Genomic DNA, 24,598 nt, shown 5'->3' with positions numbered 1-24,598 from the left:
CATGAGATTGACCGGCCGCCCCGTCTTCAAGCTGCACACCCAACCGGTGGCGCGGCGGCTCCGGCAGAGAACCACAAACACATCTCTGTCACGGCGCTAGAATACGGGTTCGGACCAAGGATGGAATGGGTAGCCGCATGCACGCGCAGCAACGATTGAGGCGGTATCGCTTTATCCGGCCACTCCTGCTTGCCACTGCGGCCGTACTGGCGCTGGCCGCCCTCATCATTGGCTTCTGGATTGCGCGGACAGTTCCGATGCCGTGGCGTGAGGGGATTCGCAACGTCGGGCAGAACTGCACGCAACGCTTCGCGGGCACACCGCGATTTCCAGCGGGCGCGGATGTAAGCGTTGCCACGGAGCGCAGCGAGGTCTGTGGCTATGCGTATGCCATCCAGACGGAGAACAGCACCAGCAAGCAGTATGTGCTTGCGCTGGGATCCGGCAAGGTGGATGCCGGGTCGACGGTGCTGGTGTCACTCAGCGCATACGACGGCTGGCGCCGGCTCGACAGGGTACGCCGAAGGATTGAAGGGCCGGCCAACCTGAAGGATCTGCAGCTGGCTGTTGATGTATCACCACGTGCGACGCTTGTGGAGGTTGTTACTTCTGTACGCGGCGGCGGTGGGTACTCGCTGCAAGGCATGACCCTGCTGCCGTCGAAAAATGCCATGACGCCGGGCAAGCATCTGTATCTGGAAGCGATGGATGTCATTGCAGCCAATGCGCTCAACGCGGGGAAGCTGCCCCCAAACTTCGCGGCGCGCTGGCAACCTGCCGACGATGCGACGGCAGGCGAGGCCAGGCAGGCGATTGGCCAGGTGCTGACTGCCTTGGACGACGGGCACAGTTTCCTGCTGGACCCCGATCGCTTGGCCGCCATGCCGCGCCAGGAGCGATCGGTGTTCAGGCTGGCGCGGTTCAAGTTGCTTGAGCGGGGCGTCGGTTACGTTGAGGTTCCGGGCTTTCTGGGCAACGACCCTGCACTCCGCGCGCGGTATACCGCATCGATCACGGATGCACTGCAAGCAGGTACCCGCGCCGGTGTCCGTGGCTGGGTCGTGGACCTTCGCGACAATGGCGGCGGCAACATGTGGCCGATGCTGGCGGGGCTTGAGCCATTGCTGCGCAACCAGACATTGGGCTGGTTCCAGCGGCGCGACGGCAGCCGCCGCGCCTGGCGCAACGATGTAACCGACGGCGCGGCACAAGTGAAGGATCTTGGTCAGCTTCCAGTGGCAGTACTCACGTCGCGCACGACGGCCAGCTCTGGCGAGGCGGTCGTCGTCGCGTTCCAAGGCCGCCCTGGTACGCGACGTTTCGGTATGCCGACGCGCGGTCTCTCGACAGGAAACGCAGGCTACCCGCTCAAGGATGGAACAGTGCTGCAGCTGACCACCACCTCCTTCGTTGATCGCGCGCAGCACGTTTACGGCGGTCCCATTCCGCCCGACGAGCGCAGCTTGTCACCCTCGCTCTCGGACGGGGATGAGGTGGCGGCCAAGCGCTGGCTGCAGACGCAGCTCGATCAATGAAGTACATGCGCACCTCCCTGCGCCCATTTCATGCCTGCCACACATTGACTCCTCGCTGACCACATTCGCCTCCGGCACGCTTCCCGCTCTGCCCTTCCCAAGCGCCTCTCATGTCATCCGTCGCGGGTCACGTTGCTGCAGGTATCACCGCCTGGCTTTGCTGCAACACCTCGGCCAACCGCCGCCAGCGTTGGGCGGTGGTGCCATTCATCCTTCTAGCCGCATGCCCGGATCTTGACTACGTTGCCGTCTGGCTGGCCGGGTACAACGCCACACCGCGATTCACCCACAGCATCCTGTTTGCGCTCAGCACTGCCCTGCTAGCCCAGTGGTTAATGCGCGCGGCAACCGCCAGTCGCCTGCCACTGCTGTGGCTGTTCCTGGCCAGCGCCTCCCACCCGGTGCTTGACCTGCTGGTAGGCGCACATCCGGTGCCCCTGCTCTGGCCATTCGGTGCGGAGGTGGCCGCCACAGTGGGCGTGCTCCCCAGCGCGGGCGCGCTCGCACTGGACAACTACTTCCTATGGCGGAACCTGCTTATCGAGCTGGGCGTGTTGCTGCCTGTGTTCGCCCTGTGTGCAGCAGTGTGCCGCCGAACCTCCATCAAGCGGATCGCCGTGTGGACGGCATGCATCGCGCCGGTCTGGACAGGTTTCCTTTGCTGGTCGTTGACCCTTTCCAGATGAAGACATTTTGGAGTGAATGCGCCCATCAGGCCTTGAAGACGAAGGTGGCCTTCGCTTGGCTTCGTCGCCTGCCTTCCCTGCAAGCAGCTCTGCGCGAACCTTGGCGGTGCTGAAGATCAGCCCTTTCTCATGGCCTTCGTGCACCCAGTCCCAGAAACCTTCGCAGAAAGCAAAGTGGCAGTGGAAATTCTTGGCTTGGATGAAGACGCTAATCGACTCGTCGCCTCAGTTGACTGTCGGAGTGCGCAACGTCACCTTCTCGCCTTCGCGCTCCAACGCATCCTGCGCGAACTGCTCCGCATCAAGGGCGACGATGCGGCACCCTTCCAGGTCCCGCTTGAGGACCACAGCATCGCCACTCAACTGAACAAACGTTGGCAGTTGGGCGACACGCGTGCTCTTGGTATAGAACTGGGCTTCGTGGGCGCGCAGCACCACCGCGTGCCCACCGCGCTTGCCGGCTTCTTCCTGAAGCTTTGCGAACGCTTTGCTGTAGCTCACCGGCAAGGGCCCCATGCCGGTACGCTGGTTGGGTTCCCTCGAGCCCAGTGAGACCGTAACCCTACCGAAACGCTCCGCCACGCAGGTGGGCGGAACGGACCGGAGGAGCTCCACATCCACAGGCTCACGGGCTTGCGCCACAGCCGAAGCCATCAGGCACACAACCAGGACTGCACTCCGTTGCATCGCGGTCTCCTCAAATGTCCGCCGACCATAGCGCACGGTTCGGCAAGGGTCCAGGCGACATTTCATGGATCAGGCGCTCTGTGCAACGCCTCCTGATTCCCGCCGTACCCCCTGCGCCCCAAGCGGTCCGTCAAAATTTCAAACGGTCGCTTGAAACGCACGTAACTTCGCCGAACTGGACACCATCCACCGCTTCCGCCAGACTTCGCCCTTTCCCGCTCCGTGGTCCTCATGGCGAAACTGCTGGTCCTGCATGGCCCCAACCTCAACCTGCTCGGTACGCGCGAGCCGGGGGTGTATGGGCATACCACGCTGGCGCAGATCGACCAGGCCCTGCTGGCCCAGGCGCAAGGCGCCGGGCATGGGGTGGAGAGCCTGCAATCCAACGCCGAACACGTGCTGGTGGACCGGGTGCAGGCCGCCCGTACCGACGGTACCACTTTCATCCTGATCAACCCGGCAGCGTTCACCCACACCTCGGTGGCCCTGCGCGATGCGCTGGCGGCGGTGGATGTGCCGTTCATCGAAATCCACCTGTCCAACCCGCATGCGCGCGAACCGTTCCGCCAGCACAGCTACTTCAGCGACAAGGCGGTGGGCGTGATCTGCGGCTTCGGCGCGGACAGCTACCGCTACGCGATGGACGCGGCGCTGGCACGACTGGCAGCCGCCTGAAACACCTTTAACCCGAGCGCACTGCGCTTCCCACCACACTGACATCAACACCCAGAGGCCCCTATGGATCTCCGCAAAATCAAGAAACTGATCGACCTGCTCGAAGAATCGAACCTGGCCGAAATCGAAATCAAGGAAGGCGAAGAATCCGTGCGCCTGTCGCGTGCCCCGGTGTCGGGCTACGGCATGATGCAGGCCGCGCCGCAGATGATGATGGCGCCGGCACCGGCACAGCCGGCCGCGCAGGCCATGCCGATGCAGTCGCCGACCGAAGCCTCCACCGGCGGCACCGCGAAGCCGGGCCCGGCACTGCCGGAAGGCCACGTGCTGCGTTCGCCGATGGTCGGCACCTTCTACACCTCGTCCGCACCGGACAAGCCGGCCTTCGTGTCGGTGGGCCAGCAGGTCAAGGCCGGCGAAACGTTGGCGATCATCGAAGCGATGAAGATGTTCAACCCGATCGAAGCCGATGCTTCCGGCACCATCGTGGCCATCCTGGGTGAAAACGGCCAGCCGGTCGAGTTCGACCAGCCGCTGTTCGTGATCGGCTAAGGATCCGTCCATGCTCGACAAAGTCGTTATTGCCAACCGAGGGGAGATCGCGCTGCGCATTCTGCGCGCGTGCCACACCCTGGGCATTCGCACGGTGGCCGTGCATTCCACGGTCGACCGCAACCTCAAGCACGTGGCCATGGCCGACGAGTCGGTCTGCATCGGTCCGGCGCCGTCGCCGGAAAGCTACCTCAACATTCCGGCGCTGATTGCTGCCGCGGAAGTGACCGACGCCCAGGCGATCCACCCGGGCTACGGTTTCCTGTCGGAGAACGCCGACTTCGCCGAGCGCGTGGAAGAATCCGGCTTCATCTTCATCGGCCCGAAAGCGGACACCATCCGCATGATGGGCGACAAGGTGGAAGCGATCCGCGCGATGAAGGCCGCCGGCGTGCCGTGCGTGCCCGGTTCGGGCGGCCCGCTGGGCGAAGACATCGTCGCCAACACCAAGATCGCCCGTGAGATCGGCTACCCGGTCATCATCAAGGCGGCCGGTGGCGGTGGCGGGCGCGGCATGCGCGTGGTGCATGCCGAGGCATCGCTGAAGACCTCCATCGAGACCACCAAGAGCGAGGCCAAGGCCGCGTTCGGCAATGGCGAGGTCTACATGGAGAAGTTCCTGGAGAATCCGCGTCACGTGGAAATCCAGGTGCTGGCCGACGGCCAGGGCAACGCCATCCACCTCGGTGAACGCGACTGCTCGATGCAGCGCCGCCACCAGAAGGTGGTGGAAGAAGCCCCGGCACCGGGCATCAGCGCCGAACAGCGCGAGCAGATCGGCAAGGTGTGCACCGAAGCCTGCGTGCGCATCGGCTACCGCGGTGCGGGTACGTTCGAGTTCCTGTACGAGGACGGCCGCTTCTACTTCATCGAAATGAACACCCGTATCCAGGTGGAGCACCCGGTAACCGAGATGGTGACCGGTATCGACCTGGTGGTGGAGCAGCTGAAGATCGCTGCCGGCCAGAAGCTGTCGATCAAGCAGAGCGACATCGTGCTGAACGGTCACGCGATCGAGTGCCGCATCAACGCCGAAGATGCCGAAACCTTCGTGCCGAGCCCGGGCCAGATCACGGCCTTCCATCCGCCGGGCGGCCCCGGTGTGCGTGTGGATACGCACATCTACGCCGGCTACCGCGTGCCGCCGAACTACGACTCGATGATCGGCAAGCTGATCGTGCACGGTCCGGACCGCGAAACGGCCATCGCGCGCATGCGCGTGGCGCTGAGCGAGATGGTGGTGGACGGCATCAAGACCAACGTGGCACTGCAGCAGCGGATCATGCGCGACAAGGGCTTCCAGGCCGGTGGGCAGAACATCCACTATCTGGAAAAGCGTTTGGCCGAACGCAAGACGAAGTCGATTGCGTTGACCTGATCGATCGACCGGGTACCGCGTAGCCACGCATGGCGTGGCTCTACGGGGTCGCGGTCCAGCCACGCATGGCGTGGCGCTACGAACGCCCGGTGCCTGCACCGGGCGTTTCTGTTTGTGGCGCCGGCTCAGGACAGATCGAGTGGGCGTGCACCCCGTTGGCCGAATGCCTGCCGCGTTACGCCCACCTCTTCCAGTTCGAGCTCGCCCGCGCGCCGGGCGACGACCTTGAACACACGGCCGCTGTCGATCAACACCTCGGCTTCGTCCTGCAGTGTGTACAGCCCGACCGGATGCGCGGCGCGGACCATATGCAGGGTGATGAGCAGCGGCACGTGGCCAATCTCGTTGCCACGCACGGCCAGCTCGCGCACGGCCACGGCACGGTCGCCGGACGCGCGCAGGAAGCTGCGGCAGAACACGGTGTGCCCCACCTCCAGCCCCTCCAGCGCGTGCGCGGGCAACGTAGCGCCGCGATACACCGGCCCGACATGCGCCGGGATCTGCGCCAGCCCACGCCGCAGGTCCTGCGCCTGTTGCGCCAGCACGTCGAGCTGCGATGCCGGCGTCGGGCCGTGCTGGAGAAATGCATCCAGCAGCGGGCGCTCGGCGCGCGCGTAGCGGACGATGGCTGCCTGTTCGCTCTGGCTCAGGTGCACCACCGGCGCATTGCGCACGGCCTGTTCGTAAACCTGCGCGGCATTGAGGGTGTTGAAGCCACGAAAGCGCACGTTGTACTCGGCCTGGGTCATGAACCGTGGCCCGGGGCCGGCGGGTGATTCGGCGATGTCGACCAGGCGCTGACCACCCAAGGGGTGTGACAGCGCGACGCCGCCCAGGTGCGAGATGCGCGCCGCGTGCAGCGCCACGCGCTCGCAATCCCCCAGGCGATACGACCGGGCGCGGAAGTAACGTCCCTGGAAGTGCAGGAAGGCCTTGCGCTGGCCGTGATGCAGGCGCACATGCCAACCGGGGCGCTGCGGATCGGGCACGATGCCGCGCTGGTTGGCCTGTTGCTGGGTCAGGCCCTGGTCGTGATGCGTGCGCAGCAACGCCTCCAGCTCACTGGAGTAGGCGATGGTCGATGGCGCGCACGGACCGCCCGGATCGCGTCTGCAGCGCCGCGCACTCTCCTCCCCTTCCACGGCAATGGCATCGGCAGCTTGCGGGTGCTCGCGCTCACGCAGCCAATAGATGCCGTCGCGGTGCTCCAGCACAGTGCCTGCCGTCACCAGACGGTGCGCACCGGCCAACTGCACGGCGTGGTAACGGCCATCCAGCTGCAGCGCGCGCCCCGTCTTGCCGCTCAGCGGGTTGCGGTAGCGCAGCAGGCCACGTGCGTCGGCTGGGGCGGCGGTGATCCAGTCGGGCTGCACCGTGGGCCCCTGGCCGATCAACTGCGCTGCTCGGTCGAAGATGCGGACAGAGCTGTCGGCCCGCGCGGCGGGCAACGCTGCGGATTCCGTCGGCGCCAAGGCCTGGGCACCGGCTGGTTTGATACCCCCTTGGGCCAGCAGGGTGTCGACCAGCAGCGCCGCATCCAGTGGTTTGCCTTCCATCGCGTCACCGGCCAGATCGAGCGCGTTGGCCCCCTCGCGGATCGCCAACGCGCCGGTGGGCCCGAGCAGCACCGACTCCAGCACGCCGACCGCCGAATCGGCCACCTGCAGCAAGGCGTGCTCAATGACGCTCTCCTGCGGCGCGCAGCGATGGGCGGTGTATTGGTAGTAGGCCTCGCGCCCTGCATCGAAAGCGGATGTGATCGGCGCACGCGCGAATTCGGCGACCTCGTGCAGCGCCACCGGCACCGTCAGCGCCGGTGCGGCCGGGCACGGATACGGCGAGGGCGCTACGGTGGCCGCACTGCGGCCCGCACGGGAGAGCCGCCCCGGTGCGGCGGCGGCATTGGCCACCAGCAACAGCACCAGCGCTGCCTGCAGACGTGTATCGACCCGGCGCACCCGGCCCGGGTCCAGGGGCCACAGCGAATGAGCGTGGCGACGATGCGCCATCGCAGTGCAGGCACGCGGAAATCCACCGGCGGCGGCGCGATGCTGATCGGATGAAATGGGCACGGCGAACTCCAGGTCAACGCCGTCGCATGAGAGGCAACGCCGGGCAGGTTGTCCAGTCGATGGATTCAACCAACTTTGCGGGTGCGATTGACCAGTGCGATCAGCAGGCGAGTCGCCGATCAGGGCGCGCTGTTTACGTCAGCGAATGCACGAAAGCGGCCACCTCGGCCGCGGCCACCTGCGGGCGCGTCTGCAGCAGCAGATGCGGCCCGTCGAACCAGCGCACGCACTGCGCCGGCAGCAGACGCGACAGGTGCCGCTGGCAGTGGCCGGGCAGCAGGCGATCGTTGCGGGCATGCAGGCACAGCGATGGAAGCACGACCCGAGTCGCGTATACGGTGTGGTCAACGCCGAGCACCGCCGCCGCACGGGTACGCAATACGTCCGCATCCACCCTTGCCAGCGCCGCGGCCAGTGCTGCGCGCAGTGCAGGCGTGCTCCAGCGCCCCAGCAGCCACCACGACAGTATCGGCATCGGGAGCAGCCGCACTGGCGCGCGGTACAACGCCGCCTGCGCCGCGCGCAGTGCACGCCACGGTGAACGCGCGAAGGTGGTGGACAGCACCATGCCGCGCAGCCGCGGCGGGGGTTGCGCGGCGATGGCCAGCGCGAGGGGACCGGAGAAGGATTCGCCAAGCAGCACGTAGTCCTGCGTGGCCGGCAATGCCTGGCGCACGAAGGCTTCCAATGCCGCGTAGCCCAGTGGGCGGTCCACCGGGTAGGCGATGACCGTGCTGGCCACGCCGTGTTCGCGCAGCGCGGCACAGAACGCCGCGTGCTGCGTGCCGGTGGCATCCAGCCCCGGCAATATCACCAGATGCGGTACGCCCGGCGGCTCAGCGCCAGGGCTGTACATCAACGCTGCGCATCGGCCGCGGTTACCTGGGTGTTCTTGACCGGCGCCACGCCAAGCGAGGAGGTCGGGTCCACGATCACCATCGTCTCGGTGGAGCCGTCCGGCCACACCACCTGGAAGGTGCTGCCGGCCGGCAGCGAGGCGAACGGCATGCCGCTCTGCGCGCGGTACACCGCGGCCACCTGGCTGGCGCCGGCACGACGCACGTCTTCCTGCGCCTTGACCGAGGTCAACTGCACCTTGGACAACTGCCGGTAGCGGTCATCATAGGTATCGATCATGACCAGCCCCACCGCGCCGGCGGAGTACGCCACGAACAAGGCCACCCAGAACCAGAACTTGGCGCCATGCAGGAATCGACGGTAATTCATCGCCCATTGCTCCGCTTGATCAACTGTTCAACCAACGTCTTCATTTTCCCCGCACCTTGCCGCGAAACCGCAGCGTCATACACGAAAGTGGCAAAGTCCTGCCCACCGTCCTGCGAACAGATCCCTCCGTTCGCGCAGAAATTGTTCATCAACACGCTGTCCGCGCCGCAGGCCATGCCCAGCTCGCACGCGGCCAGCCGCCAGGCCAGTTCGCTGAACTGGTCGCCGGCAATCATGCCTTCCATCGCGCGGTCACCGCTGGCACGTTGCCCCATGGCGGTGGACAGGGCCATGAAGGCTTCCGGATCGCGCGAATCCCGCACCCGCTCCACCAGGCCGCGCCGGTAATCGGGGGTGTCATGCAGCGGCTGGCCGTCAGCGAACAACGCCGCTTCGGCAGCCAGGTTGCCGGCCTTGGCCGCCAGCAGGCGCTGGGTCAGGATCAGCTGGCGGCCCAGCCCATCGCTGGCCACGAAGCCGGCGCAACGCCGGGCAACGCGTTCGCGCGCCAGCACCATCGGCGACGAGGCACTCATGCCCAGGCCGGTGAGCACGTTGTTGTCGAGCTGGTAGCCGCCCGGGTCCATCGCGTAGATGGCGCAGTAGTCGTACACGCGGCTGACCATCCAGCCCGCTTCGGCGTTGCCGTTGGCGGCCTGCAGGCGCAGCCGTTGCGCGTAGGCGAACAGGTCGCTGTCGCCTTCGATATCGGCGCGGATATCCAGCGGCAGGCCCGAGGGGACTGCAGCGCTGCGCTCGCGCGCAAGCAACTGGCGGGCCAGCTGCTGCGGCTGTGTCGGCGCGCTGGTGCCGCTGTCGGCCGGCACCTCATTCATCGCCACCGCCGGATGCTCCGCTTGCAGGGCACGACCACCGGCGCGGTAACCCACCACCCCCAGCAACGCCAGGGCCGGTACGACCAGCAGCCAGGTTTTGAGGGTGGGCGCGAGCGCCATGCGCAGGTCCGGAAGAGAGGGAAACGCCAACAGGTGGCGCAGTTTAACAACGCCGCTGTCGGCTGTCTGAACGGGCGGAAGGCTTGATTCTCAACGGATTGCGAGACGGGGGCAGCCGCGCGGCGCCACAATGGTCTAGCATTCACGGTTTTCCGCAGGTCCTTTCCGCCCATGCCGTTCCTGGAACTCACGCTCCACTGCACCGAAGCCACCCAGCCCCGCTACGAGAATGCGCTGGACGATGTCGGCGCGTTGGCGGTGACCCTGCTCGATGCCGACGCCGATACCAGCAACGAGCGCGCCATCCTGGAACCTGGCGTGGGCGAGACCCCGCTGTGGAACGACCTGGTGCTGTCGGCGCTGTTCCCGGCCGAGACCAACGCGCTGGCCCTGCTGGCCGCGCTGGAAGCATTCGACCCCGGCCTGGAGTGGAGCAACGCCAGCTTCCGTGCGGTGCAGGACGAGGACTGGGAACGCGCGTGGCTGGACCAGTTCCAGCCGATGTCGTTCGGTGAGCGCACCTGGATCGTGCCGTGGAACCATGAACTGCCGGAGGCAGCGCAGGCCGCCAACGCGGCGGTGGTGCGGCTCGATCCGGGCCTGGCCTTCGGCTCGGGTACCCACCCGACCACCGCGCTGTGCCTGCGCTGGCTGGATGGCCTGGCGGCCGAGGGCGTGCTGGTCGAGCAGACCGTGCTGGACTTCGGTTGCGGCTCGGGCATCCTCGCGCTGGCCGCGCTCAAGCTGGGCGCCGCCCAGGCGGTGGGCGTGGACAACGATCCGCAGGCCGTGATCGCCACCAACGACAACGCCGAGCGCAACGGCCTGCAGGACCGCGTGCAGGTGTACCTGCCCGCCGACGAACCGCAGGCGACGTATCCCGTCGTAGTGGCCAACATCCTGGCCACGGCACTGGACAAGCTGGCCGAGGTGCTTGCCGCCCGCGTCGCGCCGGGCGGTCGCGTTGCGCTGTCGGGCATCCTGCACGGGCAGGAAGACGAGCTGCTGGTGCGCTACGCACCGTGGTTCGAGCAGCTTGAGGTTGCCCGCGACGACGATTGGATGCGCATCACCGGCGTCCGTCGTGCTTGAATGGCGTGACCCTCGCCCGAGCGTGACGCGATGACCGAGCCGACCCCGCCACCCCGCCGCCCGCTGGCCACCTTCCTGCGCGCCTCTACCGAGGACACGCCGGCGTTGGAGGCAACCACGCCGTTGCCCCAGCGGGACCCGTCTGACGATGCAGGCGACGGCGCGCAGGCAGCGGAACACGCGCCGGACACGGCACTGACGGATGCGGCGGGTACGGAACCAGACGTCGCCGCCGACACGGCAAGCGCGGCCGCAGAAACCTACGACGGCGTTGACGATGCAGCGGTGACCGACGCTGCCGGCGAACGCGACCACGATAATGCCGCGACGGCAGAGGAAGCGGCTGCATCGCCGGCACCCAGCTTCCTGCGCCTGCCCGGCGCACGGTTGCCTACCCCGCGCTGGCAGTGGGGATTGGTGGCCGGGCTGGTGATGCTGTTGTCACTTCAGATCGCGGTGGCAGACCGCGCCCGCCTGGCCGCCGACGCAGGCAGCCGGCCGTGGATCGCCGGCCTGTGCGGCGTACTGCGCTGCAGCCTGCCGGCCTGGCAGGAACCAACGGCCTTCAACATGATCAGCCGCGACGTGCGGCCGGTACCCGGGCAACCGGGCGCGCTGCAGGTGCAGGCCAGTTTCCGCAACGATGCACGCTGGGCGCAGGCCTGGCCGTCGCTGAGGCTGTCACTGTCCGATCCTGATGGCCGCGTGATCGGCACCAGCGTATTCGCACCACGCGACTACCTGGACCCGGCCGCAGACGCGGCAGCGTTGCTGGAACCGGGCCAAAGCGCGCAGATCGCCTTCCGTGTCCGCGAGCCCGCCGCGTCCACGGTCGCATTCACCTTCGAGTTCCTGTAACCCGGCGTCCTGTCGGCGAGCGTGGCGGGCCGGCGGCGCACGCGCTAGACTGGCCCCCTCCAATTTTCTGCCAGGGCTGTGGTCCGCCCTGGCTTCTGCACCGGGAACCTCCTTGAACGCTGTCCTTTCTCGTCCTGACAATAGTCGTGGCGCGCCCAAGCCACCGCTGCGCGAACACGTGGCCCAGTCGGTCCGGCGCTACCTGCGGGACCTGGATGGATGCGATGCCGACGACGTGTACGAGATCGTCCTGCGCGAAATGGAGATCCCGCTGTTCGTGGAAGTGCTGAACCATTGCGAAGGCAACCAGAGCCGCGCGGCGGCGATGCTGGGCATCCACCGGGCGACGCTGCGCAAGAAGCTGAAGGAATACGGCATCGCGACCTGATGCCAGGGTGTACCGACCAACGGTCGGTACCTACCCCCAGAAATACCGGACGAGGTGGAAAAACACCGGCGCGGCGAAACACACCGAATCCAACCGGTCGAGCATGCCGCCATGGCCCTCGATCATGTGGCCCCAGTCCTTGATGCCGCGGTCGCGCTTGATCGCCGACATCACCAGGCCACCCCAGAATCCCATCAGGTTGATCGCCAGCGACATGCCGAACGCCTGCCACGGCGTGAACGGGGTCAGCCACCACAGCGCCGCGCCCAGCGCGCTGGCCGACAACACCCCACCAACGAATCCCTCCACGGTCTTGGACGGCGACAGCTTCGGCGCGATCAGCCGCCGCCCCACCAGCTTGCCCCAGATGTACTGCAGCACGTCCGAGGACTGCACCACGATCACCAGGAAGGCGAACAACAGCAGGTTGCGCGCCGGTTCCACGCCCTCCAGCCGCAGGTTCAGCAGCGCCGGCACGTGCGAGATGCAGAACACGCAGATCATCAGCCCCCACTGCACCTTGGACGTGCGCTCCAGGTAGTCGGTGGTGTCACCGCCAATGGTGGCCAGGATCGGCAGGAACAGGAACGCGTAGACCGGAATCAGCAGCGTGTACATGCCGTACCAGTCGGTCCACACCAGCCAGTACTGCCACGGCAGCACCACATAGAACGCGGCCAGCAGCGCGTAGTAATCGCCGGCGCGGGTCGGGGTCAGGGTGATGAACTCGCGCAGCGCGAACAGCGATACGCCGGCAAACAGGAGGATGACGCCGGTGCGCCCGAAGAAGAACGCCACCGCCACCACCGCCGCCATCACCCACCACGCGCGGATGCGCGAGACCAGGTTGGCCAGCACACTGCTGGGCGCATGCCGCGACCGCCAGCGCAGTGTTTCGGCGATGACCGTGGCCACCACCAGCACGCCGGCAATGCAGGCGAACAGCAGCCGGGTCTGCGCGTGCGTGGACAGCGCCGCCACGTGCGTGGCCACGCCCTGCAACGCGTTCATGCGCGCCCCCGGCGCGGCTGCGGATCCAGCGCAAGCAGCGCCTCGCGCGCGCGTTCGAGGAAGTGCTGCTTGTCCTCGTCGGCCTTGAGCCGCAGCGGCTCGCCGAAGGTGGTGGTGCACAGCAGCGGCAACGGCAGCCAGCGGCCCTTGGGCATCACCCGCTTGAGGTTGTCGATCCACACCGGCACGAACTCCAGTTCCGGGCGCTGCCGCGCCAGGTGGTAGATGCCGCTCTTGAACGGCAGCACGCCCTCGTCGGTGTTGCGGGTGCCTTCGGGGAACAGGATCAGCGAATTGCCCTCATCCACTGCCTGGCACAGACACGCGATCGGGTCCTGCTGGCGCGCGCCGGGATCGCGCTCGATCAATACGCCATTGAACACGGCGTGGATGAGATAGCGGCGCAGGCCATCGCGCTGCCAGTAATCGGCCGCGGCAACCGGCCGCACCTGCCGGCGCAGACCGGCCGGCAGCGACGACCAGATCAGCACGAAGTCGCCATGGCTGGCGTGGTTGCCGTAATAAACGCGGTGCTCGCTGGACGGCGCGCAGCCCTGCCACAGCGCACGCGCGCCGGTGAGGGTGCGGATCGCGCCGCTGCAGCCGCGTGCCACCAGATCAGCCAGCATCGGGGTAGCTCCACCGCAGCCACAGCGCCAGCATCAGCGTGATGGCCTGAACCGTCAACGCCAGCAGCTGGCCGCGCAGCAACGCGCGCATGCCACGCCAGCGCGCGGGCCAGTCGCGGCTGACCGTGCCTGCAGGGCGCAACGACAGCGCATCCAGCGCGGCATCGATCGGTGCGGGAGCATCGTCTTCCTGCGTCGCGGCGAAGGCCTCCAGCAAGGCGCGGTCGAAACCTACCCGCACCGCGTAGTACGCCTGCATCGCGCCCGCAAGCAGCGACAGCGCCACCAACAGCGTGGACAGCAGCGTCATCGGCGGCAGGCACAGCAGAGCCAGCGCCGTGGCGCCCAGCAGCGTCGACACCACTGCCGGCACCCTGCCCTGGCGCAGCAGCGCCGCCATGATGCGTACCTGCAGCATCGGGCTCATGCGTTCACCTTGAACGGTCCGTTGGCGGCCTGCAGTTGCACCGCCTGTTCGATGGCGCGGCGGTGGCGTGCCTTCAGCACTACCCAGGGGCAGTCCTGCGCCAGCAGCGTGATGGCGGCATCGGCGCTGTCGGCATGGCCGCTGTGGCACAGCCAGGTCGCCACGGCGGCGGCGCTGCGCGAGTAGCCCAGCGCGCAGCACACCAGCACCGCACCGCGGCGGTGCCCGTGCGCGATCGCCTCGGCGGCGCGGCGCAGCGATTCCGGGCTGGGCGTGGCCAGGTCCAGCATCGGCACGTGGCGGTAGTGGCGTGCGCGGCCGCGGAACGGCAGCTCGGCGCAGACATCCACCACCGTGGGTGCCTGCAGGGGCGCGCTGGCATCGGGCATGCGGCCCAGCCAGACGCCGTCGATCACCAGCTGCGGCTGCGGCGCGCGCCGCGTCCACCAGCGCGAATTGGCCCACGCGGCCAACAGATAGGGAGCCAGCAGCCAACTGGCGGCCATGCTCAGGCGGCCGTCTTCCTGCTTCTGGAACACCGCCGTGCCCAGGCCGGCATAGGCCAGCGCGACCAGCAGCAGCGACAGCGCAGGCCAGCCCAGCCACAGTGCCCAGCCACCGAACGTCCAGGCCAGGGCCGCGCACCCTGCACTGCCCGCTGCATACAGGCCCGCCAGCGTCCAGCGCGCGGGCTCGCGCGCCCACTGCCAGTGCCGCAGCAACGGCGAAGGCCCCTGCGCCGGCCACAGCCACACGCACAGCCAGCCCACCGCGACGCCGGTGGGAACGTCGATGAAGTGGTGCTGCCAGGTGGTGAGCACCGACAGGCCGATCAACGCGAACCAAACATGCAGCGCCGTGCGCCACAGCCCCTGCAGGTGCTGCTGGTAACGCACCCACAACACCACCAGCAGCACGATGTGCAGCGAAGGCGCTTGGTTGAAGGGTTTGTCGAACCCGAGCAGCACGTCGAACAGCCAGCCGAACACGCCGCCCGTTTCCGGCCGCTCCAGGCTGAAGCGCAGCGGCCAGAGCAGGAAGCAGGCCACCGACAGCAGCTGCGCGGTCAACAGGCGGCGCGCGTGCATGTCCAGCTCGGCGCGCTGGGTGCAGATGAAGAACGAGGCCACGTAGAACAGGTCGATCGACCAGTACGGCACGATGGTCCACGCCTGGAAGGGAATCTTCGCTTCCCAGCCGAACACCACCGACGGCACGAACGGCAGCCGTTCGGCCAGCATGTTGGCCATGCCGTAGCTGAGGAAGAAGAACGGCCCCAGCAGCGCCAGCCACAGCAGCGCGCGCCGCCACGGACGGCCCAGTTCAGTCATGCCGCACCCGGCGCGCGAGCGAGACGGTGAAGATGCCGAAGCGGTCGATGCGCTGGGTCACCTTCTCGAACCCGGCCAGCCGCACCAGTTCATCCATCTCCTGCTGGGTGCGGCGCCGCATCACCCACGCCGCGCCTTCGCGATGGCTGGTCAGCGCGCGGGCGATGAACTCCAGCTGCGGGTGCCACGGCTGTCCGGTATAGACCAGATAACCCCCGTCGCGCATGGCGGCGGCGATGCCGTGCAGCGAGCGCGACACCGCGTCGTTGTCGGCGAACAGCTCGTACAGCCCCGACACGATGGACAGCGTGGGTGCCACCGCCAACGCGGCCAGCGCTTCGGCGTCGAAGGCATCGCCCTGCTCGAAGGTGGCGATGTCGCCCGCACCGAACGCCTGGATCAGCGCGCGCCCCTGCACCACATTGATCTCGCTGAAGTCACGCAGCTGGATGGACGCGGCGCGCTGCTCGCCCTGCGCCAGCGCGTCCAGCGCGTAGCGCCCGTGGCCGGCGGCAACGTCGAGCACGCGCACCGCACGGCCTTCGCCCTGCAGCTTCTGCGCGCCCAGTTGCAGCAGCTCGCGCACATGGCTGCGACGCACGCGGATGCCACGCCAGCCGATCGCATCGAGGTAGTTGCGGTCGACCATGCGACCAAGCGGTCCACGCCCGCGCGCTTCATCGCGGTAGATGTAATCCAGCGTGCTGCCGGAATCGAAACCGGTGCTCAGGCCCAGCGCGATGCCTTCGGAGAGCTTGCCGCCAAAGCGCAGTCCGGCGCGGGTGAAGCGCCAGTACAGGTCCTGCAGGCTGTTGCGCTGCGGGGGCCAGGCCAGCACTTCGGCCTCGTTGAAGGTGGGGCCCTGGCGATGCGCGTCGCGCAGGCTGGGGCGCACCAGCGGCTGGGCGAAGCGCTCGCCGAGGAAACGGTGGATGCTGGCGATGGCCGGCGCACGGTCGCGCTCACCCAGGGTGTCGTGGAAGAACCCGGGCAGCAGGTGGCGTTCCTTCAGCGGCGAGGACAGTCGCTCGTAGAAGCGGTCCTGCGGCGCGCGGTGCACCACGAAGTCGCTCCCGGATACCAACAACTGGGTCGGCACGGTGATCGCCTGCGCATCGCCCACCACCCGCTCCGCCGCTTCGTACAGCCCCAGCAGCACGCGCACCGAGATCGGCCGGGTAATCAGCGGATCGGTGCGATAGCTTTCGACACGCTCGGGATCATGGGTGAGCCACTGCGGCTTGACGTAGCTGTTGACGAAGAAGTTGCCGCGCAGCTTCTGCATCAGCTTCAGGCCGGGCACCGCCAGCGGCACGTAGAGCTTCACCTTGAACGCGGGCGAAGCGAGCACCAGCGCGCGCAGCGGCGGCGCATAGTCGTGCACCCAGGTGGCGGCCACCACCGCGCCGACGCTCTGCGCGACGATGGCGATGTCCTGCACGGCAATGCCGTGCTGCTGGCCGATGTGGGTGATGAAGGTGTCCAGGTCGCGCACCAGCGCCTCGAACCCCGGCGCATCGCCGCGTTCGCCGGGCGACTGGCCGTTGCCGCGTGCGTCCCAGGCAAACACCTCGATGTCGGGCAGGGCGAGCTCGTTGGCCAGGTGTGCTACGCGGCCGGAGTGTTCATGGCCGCGGTGCAGCAGCACGACCGCCTGCCGCGAGGCACCCGGCGTCGCGGCGGACCAGTGGCGATAGAACAGCGGTTGTCCGTCGAAACTCTGAAACTGCAGGTGTTCCTGTGCGCGCATGCATCACTCCGTTGTGCATCCGGCGGGGCAAGCCAGGTCAGCCGGCCTCCGCCAATCCATTCCTTATCCGCCGCCAGGCCGTCAGCACGCACAGCGCCGCTGCGGCCCACGCCACGCCGGTCACCACACTGCCACCGATCCAGCCGGGCGCAAGCAGCGCCCCGGTCACGCCGATCACGAAGGCGCGGTCACTCTTGCCCATCGGACCGTCGTAGCGCCGGGTCGCCCCCACCATCAGCCCCAGGACGCCAGCGTACTCGCAAACGGCGGCCAACCACGCCAGCGCCCATAAGGCGGTGGGGTTGATCCCGGGCACGCTGAGCAGGCTGAGGTACAGCGCGGCGTCGGCAAACAGGTCGCAAAGCTCGTTGAGATAAGCGCCCAGCCGCGACTGTTGGCCGAACTCGCGCGCCAGCATGCCGTCCACCGCATTTAGCGCCATGCGCAGCAGCATCCAACCCGGCAGCGCCAGATACCACAGAGGCTGCGCCGGGGCCCATACGTACACGGCCGCCGCCACCGCAAGCGATACCACGGCGGCCGCAACGGTCACGGTGTTGGCGGTAATCCCCATCCGGTACAGGCCGCGTACGCCCGGTCGCAGCAGATCCTGGAAGCGCCCCTTCAATGCATAGATCGACATGCCGCACCGCCCTCCTGACGTTCGTTGAACCGTTCACCACATCTGTTGCGGGGCATCGCGCTTATCCGGCCGCCGCCAATTGCCGCCAGAGCTGCACGAAGCGCTCGGAGTACCAGTAGCCTTCGCTGCGCATCAGCCGCGCGGGCAGGTCGGCGGCCAGCGGGTAGCGGCCGTCGAAGCGCAGCTCGAACTCGCGCTTCAACCGGGCCAGTCGGGCCGGGTCGCTGTCCAGCATCGCGCAGGCCAACAGCCCCAGCCAACCATCCACCTCGTCCGGTTCGCGGGTGAACGCCTGCTCGAACAGTTGCCGCGCATCCTGCGGCCGGCCCAGATCAAGCAGCATGAAACCGTAGTTGCGCTGCGCGTCGATGTTGTCCGGTTGGGCCTGCAACAACTGCTGCATGTGGGTCGCCGCTTCGCCGGTGCGCCCCAGGTGGAACAGCAGGTAGCCGGCGTGTTCCAGCTGCGCCGGGTCGGGTCGCGCCCGCGGCGGCTGCGCACGCTGCTGCGCCTCCAGGCGCGTCCACGCGCCTTCGAAGTCGGGTCGGGCCGCCGCCGGATCACCCGCCGACAGCGCCATCGCGGCACGGTTGAACCACGGGCGATAGTCGTCGGGTGCGTCGTCGATGGCGGTCTGCAGGGCAGCGCGCGCGGCGCGCGTATCGCCGGTGTCGGCCAGCGCACTGGCCAGGTTCAGATGGATGCTCATGCGCCGCTCGCGCTGCTCGTCGGCGTCCACTTCCGGGTCCATCTGCAGCTGCAGCGCGGTGCGATATTCCTGTACGGCCTTGCGTGGCTCCTTCAACTGCTGCAGGTACAGGTTGCCCAGGTTGTAGTGGGCATCCAGGCGCTTGGGCTGCAGCCGCATCGCCGCACGGTAGGCGTCCACCGCCTGGGTGTGCTGGCCGCTGTCGCCCAGTGCATTGGCAAGGTTGATGCGCAGGCCGTAGTTGTCGGGGAAGCGCGCCACGCCGTTGGTCGCCACCACGGCGGCTTCGCGGGTATCGCCGAGTTCCAGCAGCATTGCCGTGTAGTTGATGAAGGCATCGGGCGCGAGGTTGCCGGGCAGCGTCACCAGTTGTGCGTAATAGCGCCGCGCCTTGTCGGTCTGCCCGATGCGGCTGTAATGGCGGGCCAGGCGCTGCTGGGTATCCAGGTTGCCCGGCTCCAGCTGGGTGGCCCGCAGCAGGTCCTTTTCGGCGGCGCTGTCGTCGCCCAGCGTGTGCAGCACGTCGGCACGGTTGACCAGGCCCAGCGGCTTCAGTGGCGCGCGTTTGATGTAGTCGTTGAGGGTCTCCAGCGCACGCTGGTACTGCCCCAGCTTGGCCTGCATCACGCCGAGGTTGAGCCAGGCGGTATCCAGGCCGGGATCCAGCCGTACAGCCTGCTCCAGCAGGTCCGCAGCGGCCTGCCACTGCGACGCCTTGGATTGCACAAGCGCCTGGTTGAACAGCAGTTGCGCCTGATTCTCCGCAGGCAGTGCGCCGGCCTGCGCCGCTACCGTGGCGGCGCCCTTGCCGGTCCGCTGCAGCAGCGACAGACGGTTGGTCAGCACCTGGGGATTGGCGGGCTCCTTCTGCAAGGCCCGGTCATAGGCCGCCAAGGCCTCGCGTGTGCGCCCCAGCCGCTCTTCGGCCACGCCGATGTTGAGCCAGGTGGCGGCATCGTCCCGCCCCAGTGCCAGCGCCGCCTTGAAGTCGGCCAGTGCGCCCGCCGGGTCGCCCAGGTCCAGCCGGGTCACGCCCCGGTTGTACGGATACTGCGGCTCCTTCGGGTCCAGCCGCATGGCCTGGGCATCGTCGGCCAGGGACTGGCTGGACCGGCCCAGCGCGTGTTGTGCCATGGCGCGGTTGCCGTAGTAGCTGGCCACCTGCGGTGATTGCGCGATGGCCTGGTCCAGCAGTTCCACTGCGCGCCGGGGCTGGTCCAGGTGGTAGTACGCCTGGGCAGCATGGAACGGAATGTCCGCATGCAGGCCGGTGCCTTCAGGGTCGGTGCGATACGCCGCCTCGTATGCGGCGTACACCTCCAGCATGCGGGCGTTGTCGTGCTGCTGGTTGAGCAGGTACAGGTAATTGCGGAACAGGCTGCTGGTATGCCAGCCCGCCTGCAGGGCCGCCGCGTAGTCGGCCAGCGCGCCGGGCGTGTCGCCCTGCTTGGCCCGGGCGGTACCGCGCAGCTGCAGGGTTTCCGGGTCACCGGGCGCCACCTGCAATCCCTGTGCAGTCGCGGCGGCGACCCCGGCGTTGTCGTCGGTGGCGGCGGCGATGTACGCCTTCAGGCGGAACAGGCTGATCTGGCGCGGCGCCAGGTCGATGGCCGCGTCGATCAGGCGCCGGGCCTGCGGCCAGTCCTCGGCTTCGTAGGCGGCGTAGGCCTGCTGCTCGAGGTCGTCGCTGCTGGAGCCCGTATCGTCTGCGGGGTCTCCGGCGACGGGCGCGGCGGCCGCTGCATCCACCACCGTGTCCACGATGACGGTCTCATCGGCCACCACACGGGCCGCGTCCTGTGCCTGTACGGCCGTTCCGATGCTGGCCCACGCCACGACGCTGACAAACAGCGGCACCTTCCATGTTGCTGTCGACACGATGAAGACCTGCAGATCCTTGGCTGAACGCGCAGCCTACCCCAGCGCCCCGTGCTTGCGGGGGCCTGGAGGATGTGCCGGATGGGGCCGCCAGCGGCAATATCGGCGGGCGGCGCCCGCCACCGGCCCCCACCGCCTACAATATTGGCCCCGCTCCGCTGCCGATTGCCCCGTCCCCATGACTGCTGATCTGTTGCCCGTTCGCCGGGCCCTCCTGTCCGTCTCCGATAAAACCGGTCTGATCGACCTGGCCCGTGCCCTGGCCGCCCGCAACGTGGAGCTGCTGTCCACCGGCGGCACCGCCAAGGCGATCCGCGAGGCCGGCCTGCCGGTCAAGGACGTGGCCGATGTCACCGGCTTCCCGGAAATGATGGACGGCCGGGTCAAGACCCTGCACCCGCTGGTGCATGGCGGCCTGCTCGGCCGCGCAGGGCTGGACGAAGCAGTGATGGCCGAACACGGCATCGGTGCGATCGACCTGCTGGTGCTCAACCTGTACCCGTTCGAGTCCGTCACCGCCAAGGCCGACTGCACGCTGGAAGACGCGGTGGAGAACATCGACATCGGCGGTCCGGCCATGCTGCGCTCGGCGGCCAAGAACTTCGCGCGCGTCACCGTGGCCACCGACCCGGCGCAGTACGCCGAGCTGCTCGCCGAACTGGAGGCCAACGACGGCAAGCTGTCGGCGGCGAAGCGTTTCGCGTACTCGGTGGCCGCGTTCAACCGCGTGGCGCAGTACGACGCGGCGATCAGCAACTATCTCTCGGCCGTGACCGCCAGCGATGCCGCCGTGCCGGTGCGCACCGAATTCCCGGCCCAGCTGAATTCCAGCGTGGTGAAGGTGATGGACCTGCGCTACGGCGAAAACCCGCACCAGGCCGGCGCGTTCTACCGCGACGTGCACCCGGTGCCGGGCACGCTGGCCACGTTCCAGCAGCTGCAGGGCAAGGAGCTGAGCTACAACAACCTGGCCGATGCGGACGCGGCGTGGGAATGCGTGCGCCAGTTCGACGCGCCGGCCTGCGTGATCGTCAAGCATGCCAACCCGTGCGGCGTGGCCGTGGGCGCCGGCAACGGCGATGCCTACGAGCTGGCCTATGCGACCGACCCGACCAGCGCCTTCGGCGGCATCATCGCCTTCAACCAGCCGCTGGATGAAGCCACCGCCAAGGTGATCCTGGACCGCCAGTTCGTGGAAGTGCTGATCGCGCCGGATTACGCGCCAGGCGCGCTGGAATACGCGCAGAAGAAGGCCAACGTGCGCGTGCTACGCATTCCGCATGGCGAAGGCCGCAACAGCTACGACACCAAGCGCATCGGCTCGGGCCTGCTGGTGCAGAGCGCGGACAACCGCGGCATGACGCGCGATGAACTCAAGGTGGTCAGCAAGCTGGCCCCGACCGAGAAACAGTTCGCCGACCTGCTGTTCGCCTGGAGCGTGGCCAAGTTCGTGAAATCCAACGCGATCGTTTACGCCAAGGACAACCGCACCATCGGTGTGGGCGCCGGGCAGATGAGCCGCGTGTACTCGGCCCGCATCGCCGGCATCAAGGCCGCCGACGCGAACCTGTTGGTGGAAGGTTCGGTGATGGCCTCCGACGCGTTCTTCCCGTTCCGCGACGGCATCGACGCCGCCGCCGCCGCCGGCATCAAGGCGGTGATCCAGCCGGGCGGTTCGATGCGCGACGCGGAAGTGATTGCCGCCGCCGACGAGCATGGCCTGGCGATGGTGTTTACCGGCGTGCGTCACTTCCGGCATTGATGCCAAGGACCCACACGGATGTGCGCATCCCCGTTTAGAACTCTGCTCGCGCTGTGCCTCACCAGCGCGACGGTGGCCGGCTGCACGCCGGCCACCGAGCCGGCGCCTGCACCGCCTGCGGCCGCTGCGGCGGCGTCGCCGGCCGCGCCAACCGCCCATATCAGCCGAGCCACGCAATTGCAGGCATTCCTGACCGAACGCTACGGCAAGCCAGCCCGACTCTCGGGCAACTGGCGCGGGCCCTGGACCCAGGACGGACAGGCCCGCCCTACCGACTGGCACATCTGCGCGGAACAGCCCGTGGTAAGTGGCGACGGTTGGCAACAGCTGGTCGCGGTGTGCGGTGAGCTGGTGGATGCAAGCCATGCCGACCCGGGCACCATCGACTTCTACGTACTGCGCCCCAACACTGAGCGCTTCGAGGTGGCGGCCGAACTCACCGGCAGCAGCTACGGCAGCAGCGGCTTCCCCGGCAGCGTGAGCATCGTTCGCGCGGGCAGCGACTTCTATGGGTTCCGCGTCGAGAGCGGCTGGTACGGCCAGGGCACTTCGCTGGAATCGCAGAGCCTCATCCTGCCGGGCCCAACGGGACTGGTGGACACCGGCAGCGTACGCAGCCATATCGACAATACCGCCGCCTACGACTGCAACGATCCCGAGCAGGAAGAGGATTGCAGGACCCATATGTTCACCGTCAACTTCGCCCTGCGCTTCGACGACCGTGACCGCAGTGCACGCACCTGGCCACTGCTGATCGAGGAGTCGGGCAGCGATTGCGGAGGTAAGCAGGTGCGGCTTGAGCATCGTTTCACGCTGGATCCAACGACCTGGGCCTACCGGTTCCCCGAGTCGCTGCAGCGCGAAAGCTGCCAGTGATGGCGGCCCCGGTGCAGGCTCGCCCCGCACCGCGTAAAATCCGAGGCCCCGCTTCCCTCCGCGAGAACTGCATTGAAGATCCTGGTCATAGGCGCCGGCGGCCGTGAACATGCCCTGGCCTGGAAGCTGGCCCAGTCGTCCCGCGTTACCGAGGTGCTGGTTGCACCCGGCAATGCCGGTACGGCGACCGAGGCGGGCTGCCGCAACGTGCCGGTCAAGGTCACCGATCTGGACGGCCTGCTGGCGCTGGTGCAGGCCGAAAGCGTCGAGCTGACCGTGGTGGGCCCGGAAGTGCCGCTGGTGGCCGGTGTCGTCGATCGCTTCCGTGCGGCCGGGCACCGCATCTTCGGGCCGACCGCCGCCGCGGCACAGCTGGAAGGCAGCAAGGCCTACGCCAAGGACTTCCTGGCCCGGCACAACATTCCGACCGCGTTCTACGCGGTGCACACCGACGTGGACGCGGCGCTGGCGTACCTTCGCGAGAAAGGCGCGCCGATCGTGGTCAAGGCCGATGGCCTGGCCGCCGGCAAGGGCGTGATCGTGGCGATGACGCAGCAGGAAGCCGAAGATGCGGTGCGCGACATGCTGTCGGGCAATGCGTTCGGCGATGCGGGCGCGCGCGTGGTGATCGAGGAATTCCTCGACGGCGAGGAAGCCAGCTTCATTTCGATGGTGGACGGCACCACGGCTCTGCCGATGGCGACCTCGCAGGACCACAAGCGCGTGGGCGACGCGGACACCGGCCCGAACACGGGCGGCATGGGCGCGTACTCGCCTGCACCGGTGGTCACCGATGAGGTGCATGCACGCGTGATGCGCGAGGTGGTGAACCCCACCGTGCAGGGCATGATTGCCGATGGCATTCCGTTCACCGGCTTCCTCTACGCCGGCCTGATGATCGATGCCAGCGGCGCGCCGAAGGTGATCGAGTTCAACGTGCGCTTCGGCGACCCGGAAACCCAGCCGGTGATGCTGCGCCTGCAGTCGGACCTGGTGGAGCTGGTGGAAGCGGCGATCGATGCGCGGCTGGACAGCGTGCAGGCGCAGTGGGATCCGCGCCCGTCTTTGGGCGTGGTGATGGCCGCCTCGCCGTACCCGGAAACGCCGATCACCGGCGATGTCATTCATGGCCTGGACCAGGTGCCGACCACGGCCAAGGTGTTCCATGCGGGCACCACGCTGGATGCGCAGGGCCAGGTGCTCAGTGCCGGTGGCCGCGTGCTGTGCGTGGCCGCGCTGGGCGACAGCGTGGGCGATGCGCAGACCAATGCGTATGCGGGGGTGGCGAAGATCACGTGGGAGCACGAGTTCCATCGCAACGATATCGGCTGGCGCGCGATTGCGCGCGAACAGGCGTAAGGACTGCGTAGCGCCGACTGGGTAACCGACTGGGTAACCGGCTGGGTAACTGGCTGGGTAACTGGGTAACCGACGGGGTAGAGCCGACTGTTAGTCGGCAGCTCTTCCCGGGAAACC

The 24,598-nt window shown here is 67.7% G+C and carries 23 protein-coding genes and 1 pseudogene; 11 read left to right on the top strand and 13 right to left on the bottom strand.

The genetic code is table 11. From position 1 onward, the window contains the following. Positions 1-137 precede the first annotated feature (137 nt). Both ACREPD_RS03490 and ACREPD_RS03485 read left to right on the top strand, forming a co-directional pair. A complete protein-coding gene (locus ACREPD_RS03490; RefSeq protein ID WP_431598001.1) occupies positions 138-1,535 on the top strand; it encodes a S41 family peptidase in 1,398 nt (465 codons plus the stop codon). 110 nt (positions 1,536-1,645) lie between these two features. Then, the gene (locus tag ACREPD_RS03485; RefSeq protein WP_431598000.1) at positions 1,646-2,221 is read left to right on the top strand and encodes a metal-dependent hydrolase; all 576 of its coding nucleotides are present in this window, start codon (positions 1,646-1,648) and stop codon (positions 2,219-2,221) included. An 84-nt stretch (positions 2,222-2,305) separates the two neighbouring features. On the opposite strand, the pseudogene ACREPD_RS03480 reads toward ACREPD_RS03485, so the two are convergent. Both ACREPD_RS03480 and ACREPD_RS03475 read right to left on the bottom strand, forming a co-directional pair. Then, positions 2,306-2,422 (bottom strand): annotated as a pseudogene (locus ACREPD_RS03480) (DUF4411 family protein); the annotation flags it as partial. Between the two features lie 24 nt (positions 2,423-2,446). Further along, positions 2,447-2,722: a hypothetical protein gene (locus ACREPD_RS03475; RefSeq protein WP_431597999.1), complete on the bottom strand. Its 276-nt coding sequence runs from the start codon at positions 2,720-2,722 to the stop codon at positions 2,447-2,449. 417 nt (positions 2,723-3,139) lie between these two features. Between ACREPD_RS03475 and aroQ the strand changes: the two genes are divergently transcribed. The 3 genes from aroQ to accC all read left to right on the top strand — a co-directional run bounded on the left by aroQ (position 3,140) and on the right by accC (position 5,513). Then, positions 3,140-3,583 (top strand): type II 3-dehydroquinate dehydratase, encoded by a 444-nt coding sequence (gene aroQ, locus ACREPD_RS03470; RefSeq protein WP_431597998.1) that lies wholly within the window; start codon positions 3,140-3,142, stop codon positions 3,581-3,583. A gap of 63 nt (positions 3,584-3,646) precedes the next feature. Further along, complete coding sequence (gene accB, locus ACREPD_RS03465) at positions 3,647-4,135, top strand: acetyl-CoA carboxylase biotin carboxyl carrier protein (protein WP_431597997.1); 489 nt, start codon at positions 3,647-3,649, stop codon at positions 4,133-4,135. A gap of 10 nt (positions 4,136-4,145) precedes the next feature. Continuing rightward, positions 4,146-5,513 carry an acetyl-CoA carboxylase biotin carboxylase subunit gene (gene accC, locus ACREPD_RS03460; protein WP_431597996.1) on the top strand — a complete coding sequence of 456 codons (1,368 nt, stop codon included), beginning with the start codon at positions 4,146-4,148 and terminating at the stop codon, positions 5,511-5,513. A gap of 125 nt (positions 5,514-5,638) precedes the next feature. Here accC and ACREPD_RS03455 read toward each other — a convergent pair whose 3' ends face one another. From ACREPD_RS03455 to ACREPD_RS03440, 4 genes are all read right to left on the bottom strand, one after another. After that, positions 5,639-7,585 (bottom strand): hypothetical protein, encoded by a 1,947-nt coding sequence (locus ACREPD_RS03455; protein ID WP_431597995.1) that lies wholly within the window; start codon positions 7,583-7,585, stop codon positions 5,639-5,641. A 133-nt stretch (positions 7,586-7,718) separates the two neighbouring features. Then, a complete protein-coding gene (locus ACREPD_RS03450) occupies positions 7,719-8,441 on the bottom strand; it encodes an alpha/beta fold hydrolase (protein WP_431597994.1) in 723 nt (240 codons plus the stop codon). Next, a complete protein-coding gene (locus tag ACREPD_RS03445; protein ID WP_421568043.1) occupies positions 8,441-8,812 on the bottom strand; it encodes a hypothetical protein in 372 nt (123 codons plus the stop codon). The genes ACREPD_RS03450 and ACREPD_RS03445 overlap by 1 nt, the downstream gene beginning before the upstream one ends. Then, positions 8,809-9,768, bottom strand: coding sequence for a hypothetical protein (locus ACREPD_RS03440; protein WP_431597993.1), 960 nt, complete (start codon positions 9,766-9,768; stop codon positions 8,809-8,811). The genes ACREPD_RS03445 and ACREPD_RS03440 overlap by 4 nt, the downstream gene beginning before the upstream one ends. 171 nt (positions 9,769-9,939) lie before the next feature. Between ACREPD_RS03440 and prmA the strand changes: the two genes are divergently transcribed. The 3 genes from prmA to fis all read left to right on the top strand — a co-directional run bounded on the left by prmA (position 9,940) and on the right by fis (position 12,106). Further along, on the top strand, positions 9,940-10,860 hold the full coding sequence (gene prmA / locus ACREPD_RS03435) for a 50S ribosomal protein L11 methyltransferase (RefSeq protein ID WP_431597992.1): 921 nt from the start codon (positions 9,940-9,942) through the stop codon (positions 10,858-10,860). Positions 10,861-10,890: 30 nt separating this feature from the next. Then, positions 10,891-11,718, top strand: a complete 828-nt coding sequence (locus ACREPD_RS03430; protein ID WP_431597991.1) for a DUF3426 domain-containing protein — start codon at positions 10,891-10,893, stop codon at positions 11,716-11,718. Positions 11,719-11,830: 112 nt separating this feature from the next. After that, entirely contained in the window at positions 11,831-12,106 is a 276-nt protein-coding gene (gene fis / locus ACREPD_RS03425) for a DNA-binding transcriptional regulator Fis (protein ID WP_038685853.1), read from the top strand. Between the two features lie 30 nt (positions 12,107-12,136). Here the strand turns inward: fis and ACREPD_RS03420 are convergent, their stop codons facing one another. The 7 genes from ACREPD_RS03420 to ACREPD_RS03390 form a co-directional block, all read right to left on the bottom strand. Continuing rightward, complete coding sequence (locus ACREPD_RS03420) at positions 12,137-13,117, bottom strand: phosphatidate cytidylyltransferase (protein ID WP_431597990.1); 981 nt, start codon at positions 13,115-13,117, stop codon at positions 12,137-12,139. Next, on the bottom strand, positions 13,114-13,746 hold the full coding sequence (locus ACREPD_RS03415; RefSeq protein ID WP_431597989.1) for a lysophospholipid acyltransferase family protein: 633 nt from the start codon (positions 13,744-13,746) through the stop codon (positions 13,114-13,116). Before ACREPD_RS03415 ends, ACREPD_RS03420 begins: the two co-directional genes overlap by 4 nt. Further along, positions 13,736-14,173: a hypothetical protein gene (locus ACREPD_RS03410; RefSeq protein WP_431597988.1), complete on the bottom strand. Its 438-nt coding sequence runs from the start codon at positions 14,171-14,173 to the stop codon at positions 13,736-13,738. Before ACREPD_RS03410 ends, ACREPD_RS03415 begins: the two co-directional genes overlap by 11 nt. Further along, on the bottom strand, positions 14,170-15,504 hold the full coding sequence (locus ACREPD_RS03405) for a phosphatase PAP2/dual specificity phosphatase family protein (protein ID WP_431597987.1): 1,335 nt from the start codon (positions 15,502-15,504) through the stop codon (positions 14,170-14,172). The genes ACREPD_RS03410 and ACREPD_RS03405 overlap by 4 nt, the downstream gene beginning before the upstream one ends. Continuing rightward, entirely contained in the window at positions 15,497-17,254 is a 1,758-nt protein-coding gene (locus ACREPD_RS03400; protein ID WP_431597986.1) for a bifunctional alpha/beta hydrolase/class I SAM-dependent methyltransferase, read from the bottom strand. The genes ACREPD_RS03405 and ACREPD_RS03400 overlap by 8 nt, the downstream gene beginning before the upstream one ends. Positions 17,255-17,291: 37 nt before the next feature. Then, the gene (locus ACREPD_RS03395; RefSeq protein WP_431597985.1) at positions 17,292-17,897 is read right to left on the bottom strand and encodes a CDP-alcohol phosphatidyltransferase family protein; all 606 of its coding nucleotides are present in this window, start codon (positions 17,895-17,897) and stop codon (positions 17,292-17,294) included. Between the two features lie 61 nt (positions 17,898-17,958). After that, positions 17,959-20,484: a tetratricopeptide repeat protein gene (locus ACREPD_RS03390; protein ID WP_431597984.1), complete on the bottom strand. Its 2,526-nt coding sequence runs from the start codon at positions 20,482-20,484 to the stop codon at positions 17,959-17,961. 178 nt (positions 20,485-20,662) lie between these two features. Between ACREPD_RS03390 and purH the strand changes: the two genes are divergently transcribed. The 3 genes from purH (at position 20,663) to purD (ending at position 24,481) form a co-directional block, all read left to right on the top strand. Beyond that, entirely contained in the window at positions 20,663-22,246 is a 1,584-nt protein-coding gene (gene purH, locus ACREPD_RS03385) for a bifunctional phosphoribosylaminoimidazolecarboxamide formyltransferase/IMP cyclohydrolase (protein WP_431597983.1), read from the top strand. Between the two features lie 18 nt (positions 22,247-22,264). After that, positions 22,265-23,122, top strand: a complete 858-nt coding sequence (locus ACREPD_RS03380; RefSeq protein ID WP_431597982.1) for a hypothetical protein — start codon at positions 22,265-22,267, stop codon at positions 23,120-23,122. 72 nt (positions 23,123-23,194) lie between these two features. Next, on the top strand, positions 23,195-24,481 hold the full coding sequence (purD, locus tag ACREPD_RS03375; RefSeq protein WP_431597981.1) for a phosphoribosylamine--glycine ligase: 1,287 nt from the start codon (positions 23,195-23,197) through the stop codon (positions 24,479-24,481). Positions 24,482-24,598 lie beyond the last annotated feature (117 nt).

The sequence above is a fragment of the Stenotrophomonas sp. genome, assembly GCF_050737075.1.
GTDB lineage: Bacteria > Pseudomonadota > Gammaproteobacteria > Xanthomonadales > Xanthomonadaceae > Stenotrophomonas.
The sequence above is the reverse complement of the archived record's forward strand: the minus strand, read 5'-3'. Positions and strand labels throughout refer to the sequence as shown.

Bases quoted from the DNA above. Each gene is read 5' to 3' on its own strand.
- ACREPD_RS03380 (WP_431597982.1), top strand. From the start codon at position 22,265: ATGTGCGCATCCCCGTTTAGAACTCTGCTCGCGCTGTGCCTCACCAGC.
- ACREPD_RS03440 (WP_431597993.1), bottom strand. From the start codon at position 9,768: ATGGCGCTCGCGCCCACCCTCAAAACCTGGCTGCTGGTCGTACCGGCC.
- ACREPD_RS03420 (WP_431597990.1), bottom strand. From the start codon at position 13,117: ATGAACGCGTTGCAGGGCGTGGCCACGCACGTGGCGGCGCTGTCCACG.
- ACREPD_RS03395 (WP_431597985.1), bottom strand. From the start codon at position 17,897: ATGTCGATCTATGCATTGAAGGGGCGCTTCCAGGATCTGCTGCGACCG.
- ACREPD_RS03405 (WP_431597987.1), bottom strand. From the start codon at position 15,504: ATGACTGAACTGGGCCGTCCGTGGCGGCGCGCGCTGCTGTGGCTGGCG.
- ACREPD_RS03410 (WP_431597988.1), bottom strand. From the start codon at position 14,173: ATGAGCCCGATGCTGCAGGTACGCATCATGGCGGCGCTGCTGCGCCAG.
- purH (WP_431597983.1), top strand. From the start codon at position 20,663: ATGACTGCTGATCTGTTGCCCGTTCGCCGGGCCCTCCTGTCCGTCTCC.
- ACREPD_RS03490 (WP_431598001.1), top strand. From the start codon at position 138: ATGCACGCGCAGCAACGATTGAGGCGGTATCGCTTTATCCGGCCACTC.
- accC (WP_431597996.1), top strand. From the start codon at position 4,146: ATGCTCGACAAAGTCGTTATTGCCAACCGAGGGGAGATCGCGCTGCGC.
- aroQ (WP_431597998.1), top strand. From the start codon at position 3,140: ATGGCGAAACTGCTGGTCCTGCATGGCCCCAACCTCAACCTGCTCGGT.
- prmA (WP_431597992.1), top strand. From the start codon at position 9,940: ATGCCGTTCCTGGAACTCACGCTCCACTGCACCGAAGCCACCCAGCCC.
- ACREPD_RS03450 (WP_431597994.1), bottom strand. From the start codon at position 8,441: ATGTACAGCCCTGGCGCTGAGCCGCCGGGCGTACCGCATCTGGTGATA.
- ACREPD_RS03485 (WP_431598000.1), top strand. From the start codon at position 1,646: ATGTCATCCGTCGCGGGTCACGTTGCTGCAGGTATCACCGCCTGGCTT.
- accB (WP_431597997.1), top strand. From the start codon at position 3,647: ATGGATCTCCGCAAAATCAAGAAACTGATCGACCTGCTCGAAGAATCG.
- ACREPD_RS03430 (WP_431597991.1), top strand. From the start codon at position 10,891: ATGACCGAGCCGACCCCGCCACCCCGCCGCCCGCTGGCCACCTTCCTG.
- ACREPD_RS03445 (WP_421568043.1), bottom strand. From the start codon at position 8,812: ATGAATTACCGTCGATTCCTGCATGGCGCCAAGTTCTGGTTCTGGGTG.
- ACREPD_RS03400 (WP_431597986.1), bottom strand. From the start codon at position 17,254: ATGCGCGCACAGGAACACCTGCAGTTTCAGAGTTTCGACGGACAACCG.
- ACREPD_RS03415 (WP_431597989.1), bottom strand. From the start codon at position 13,746: ATGCTGGCTGATCTGGTGGCACGCGGCTGCAGCGGCGCGATCCGCACC.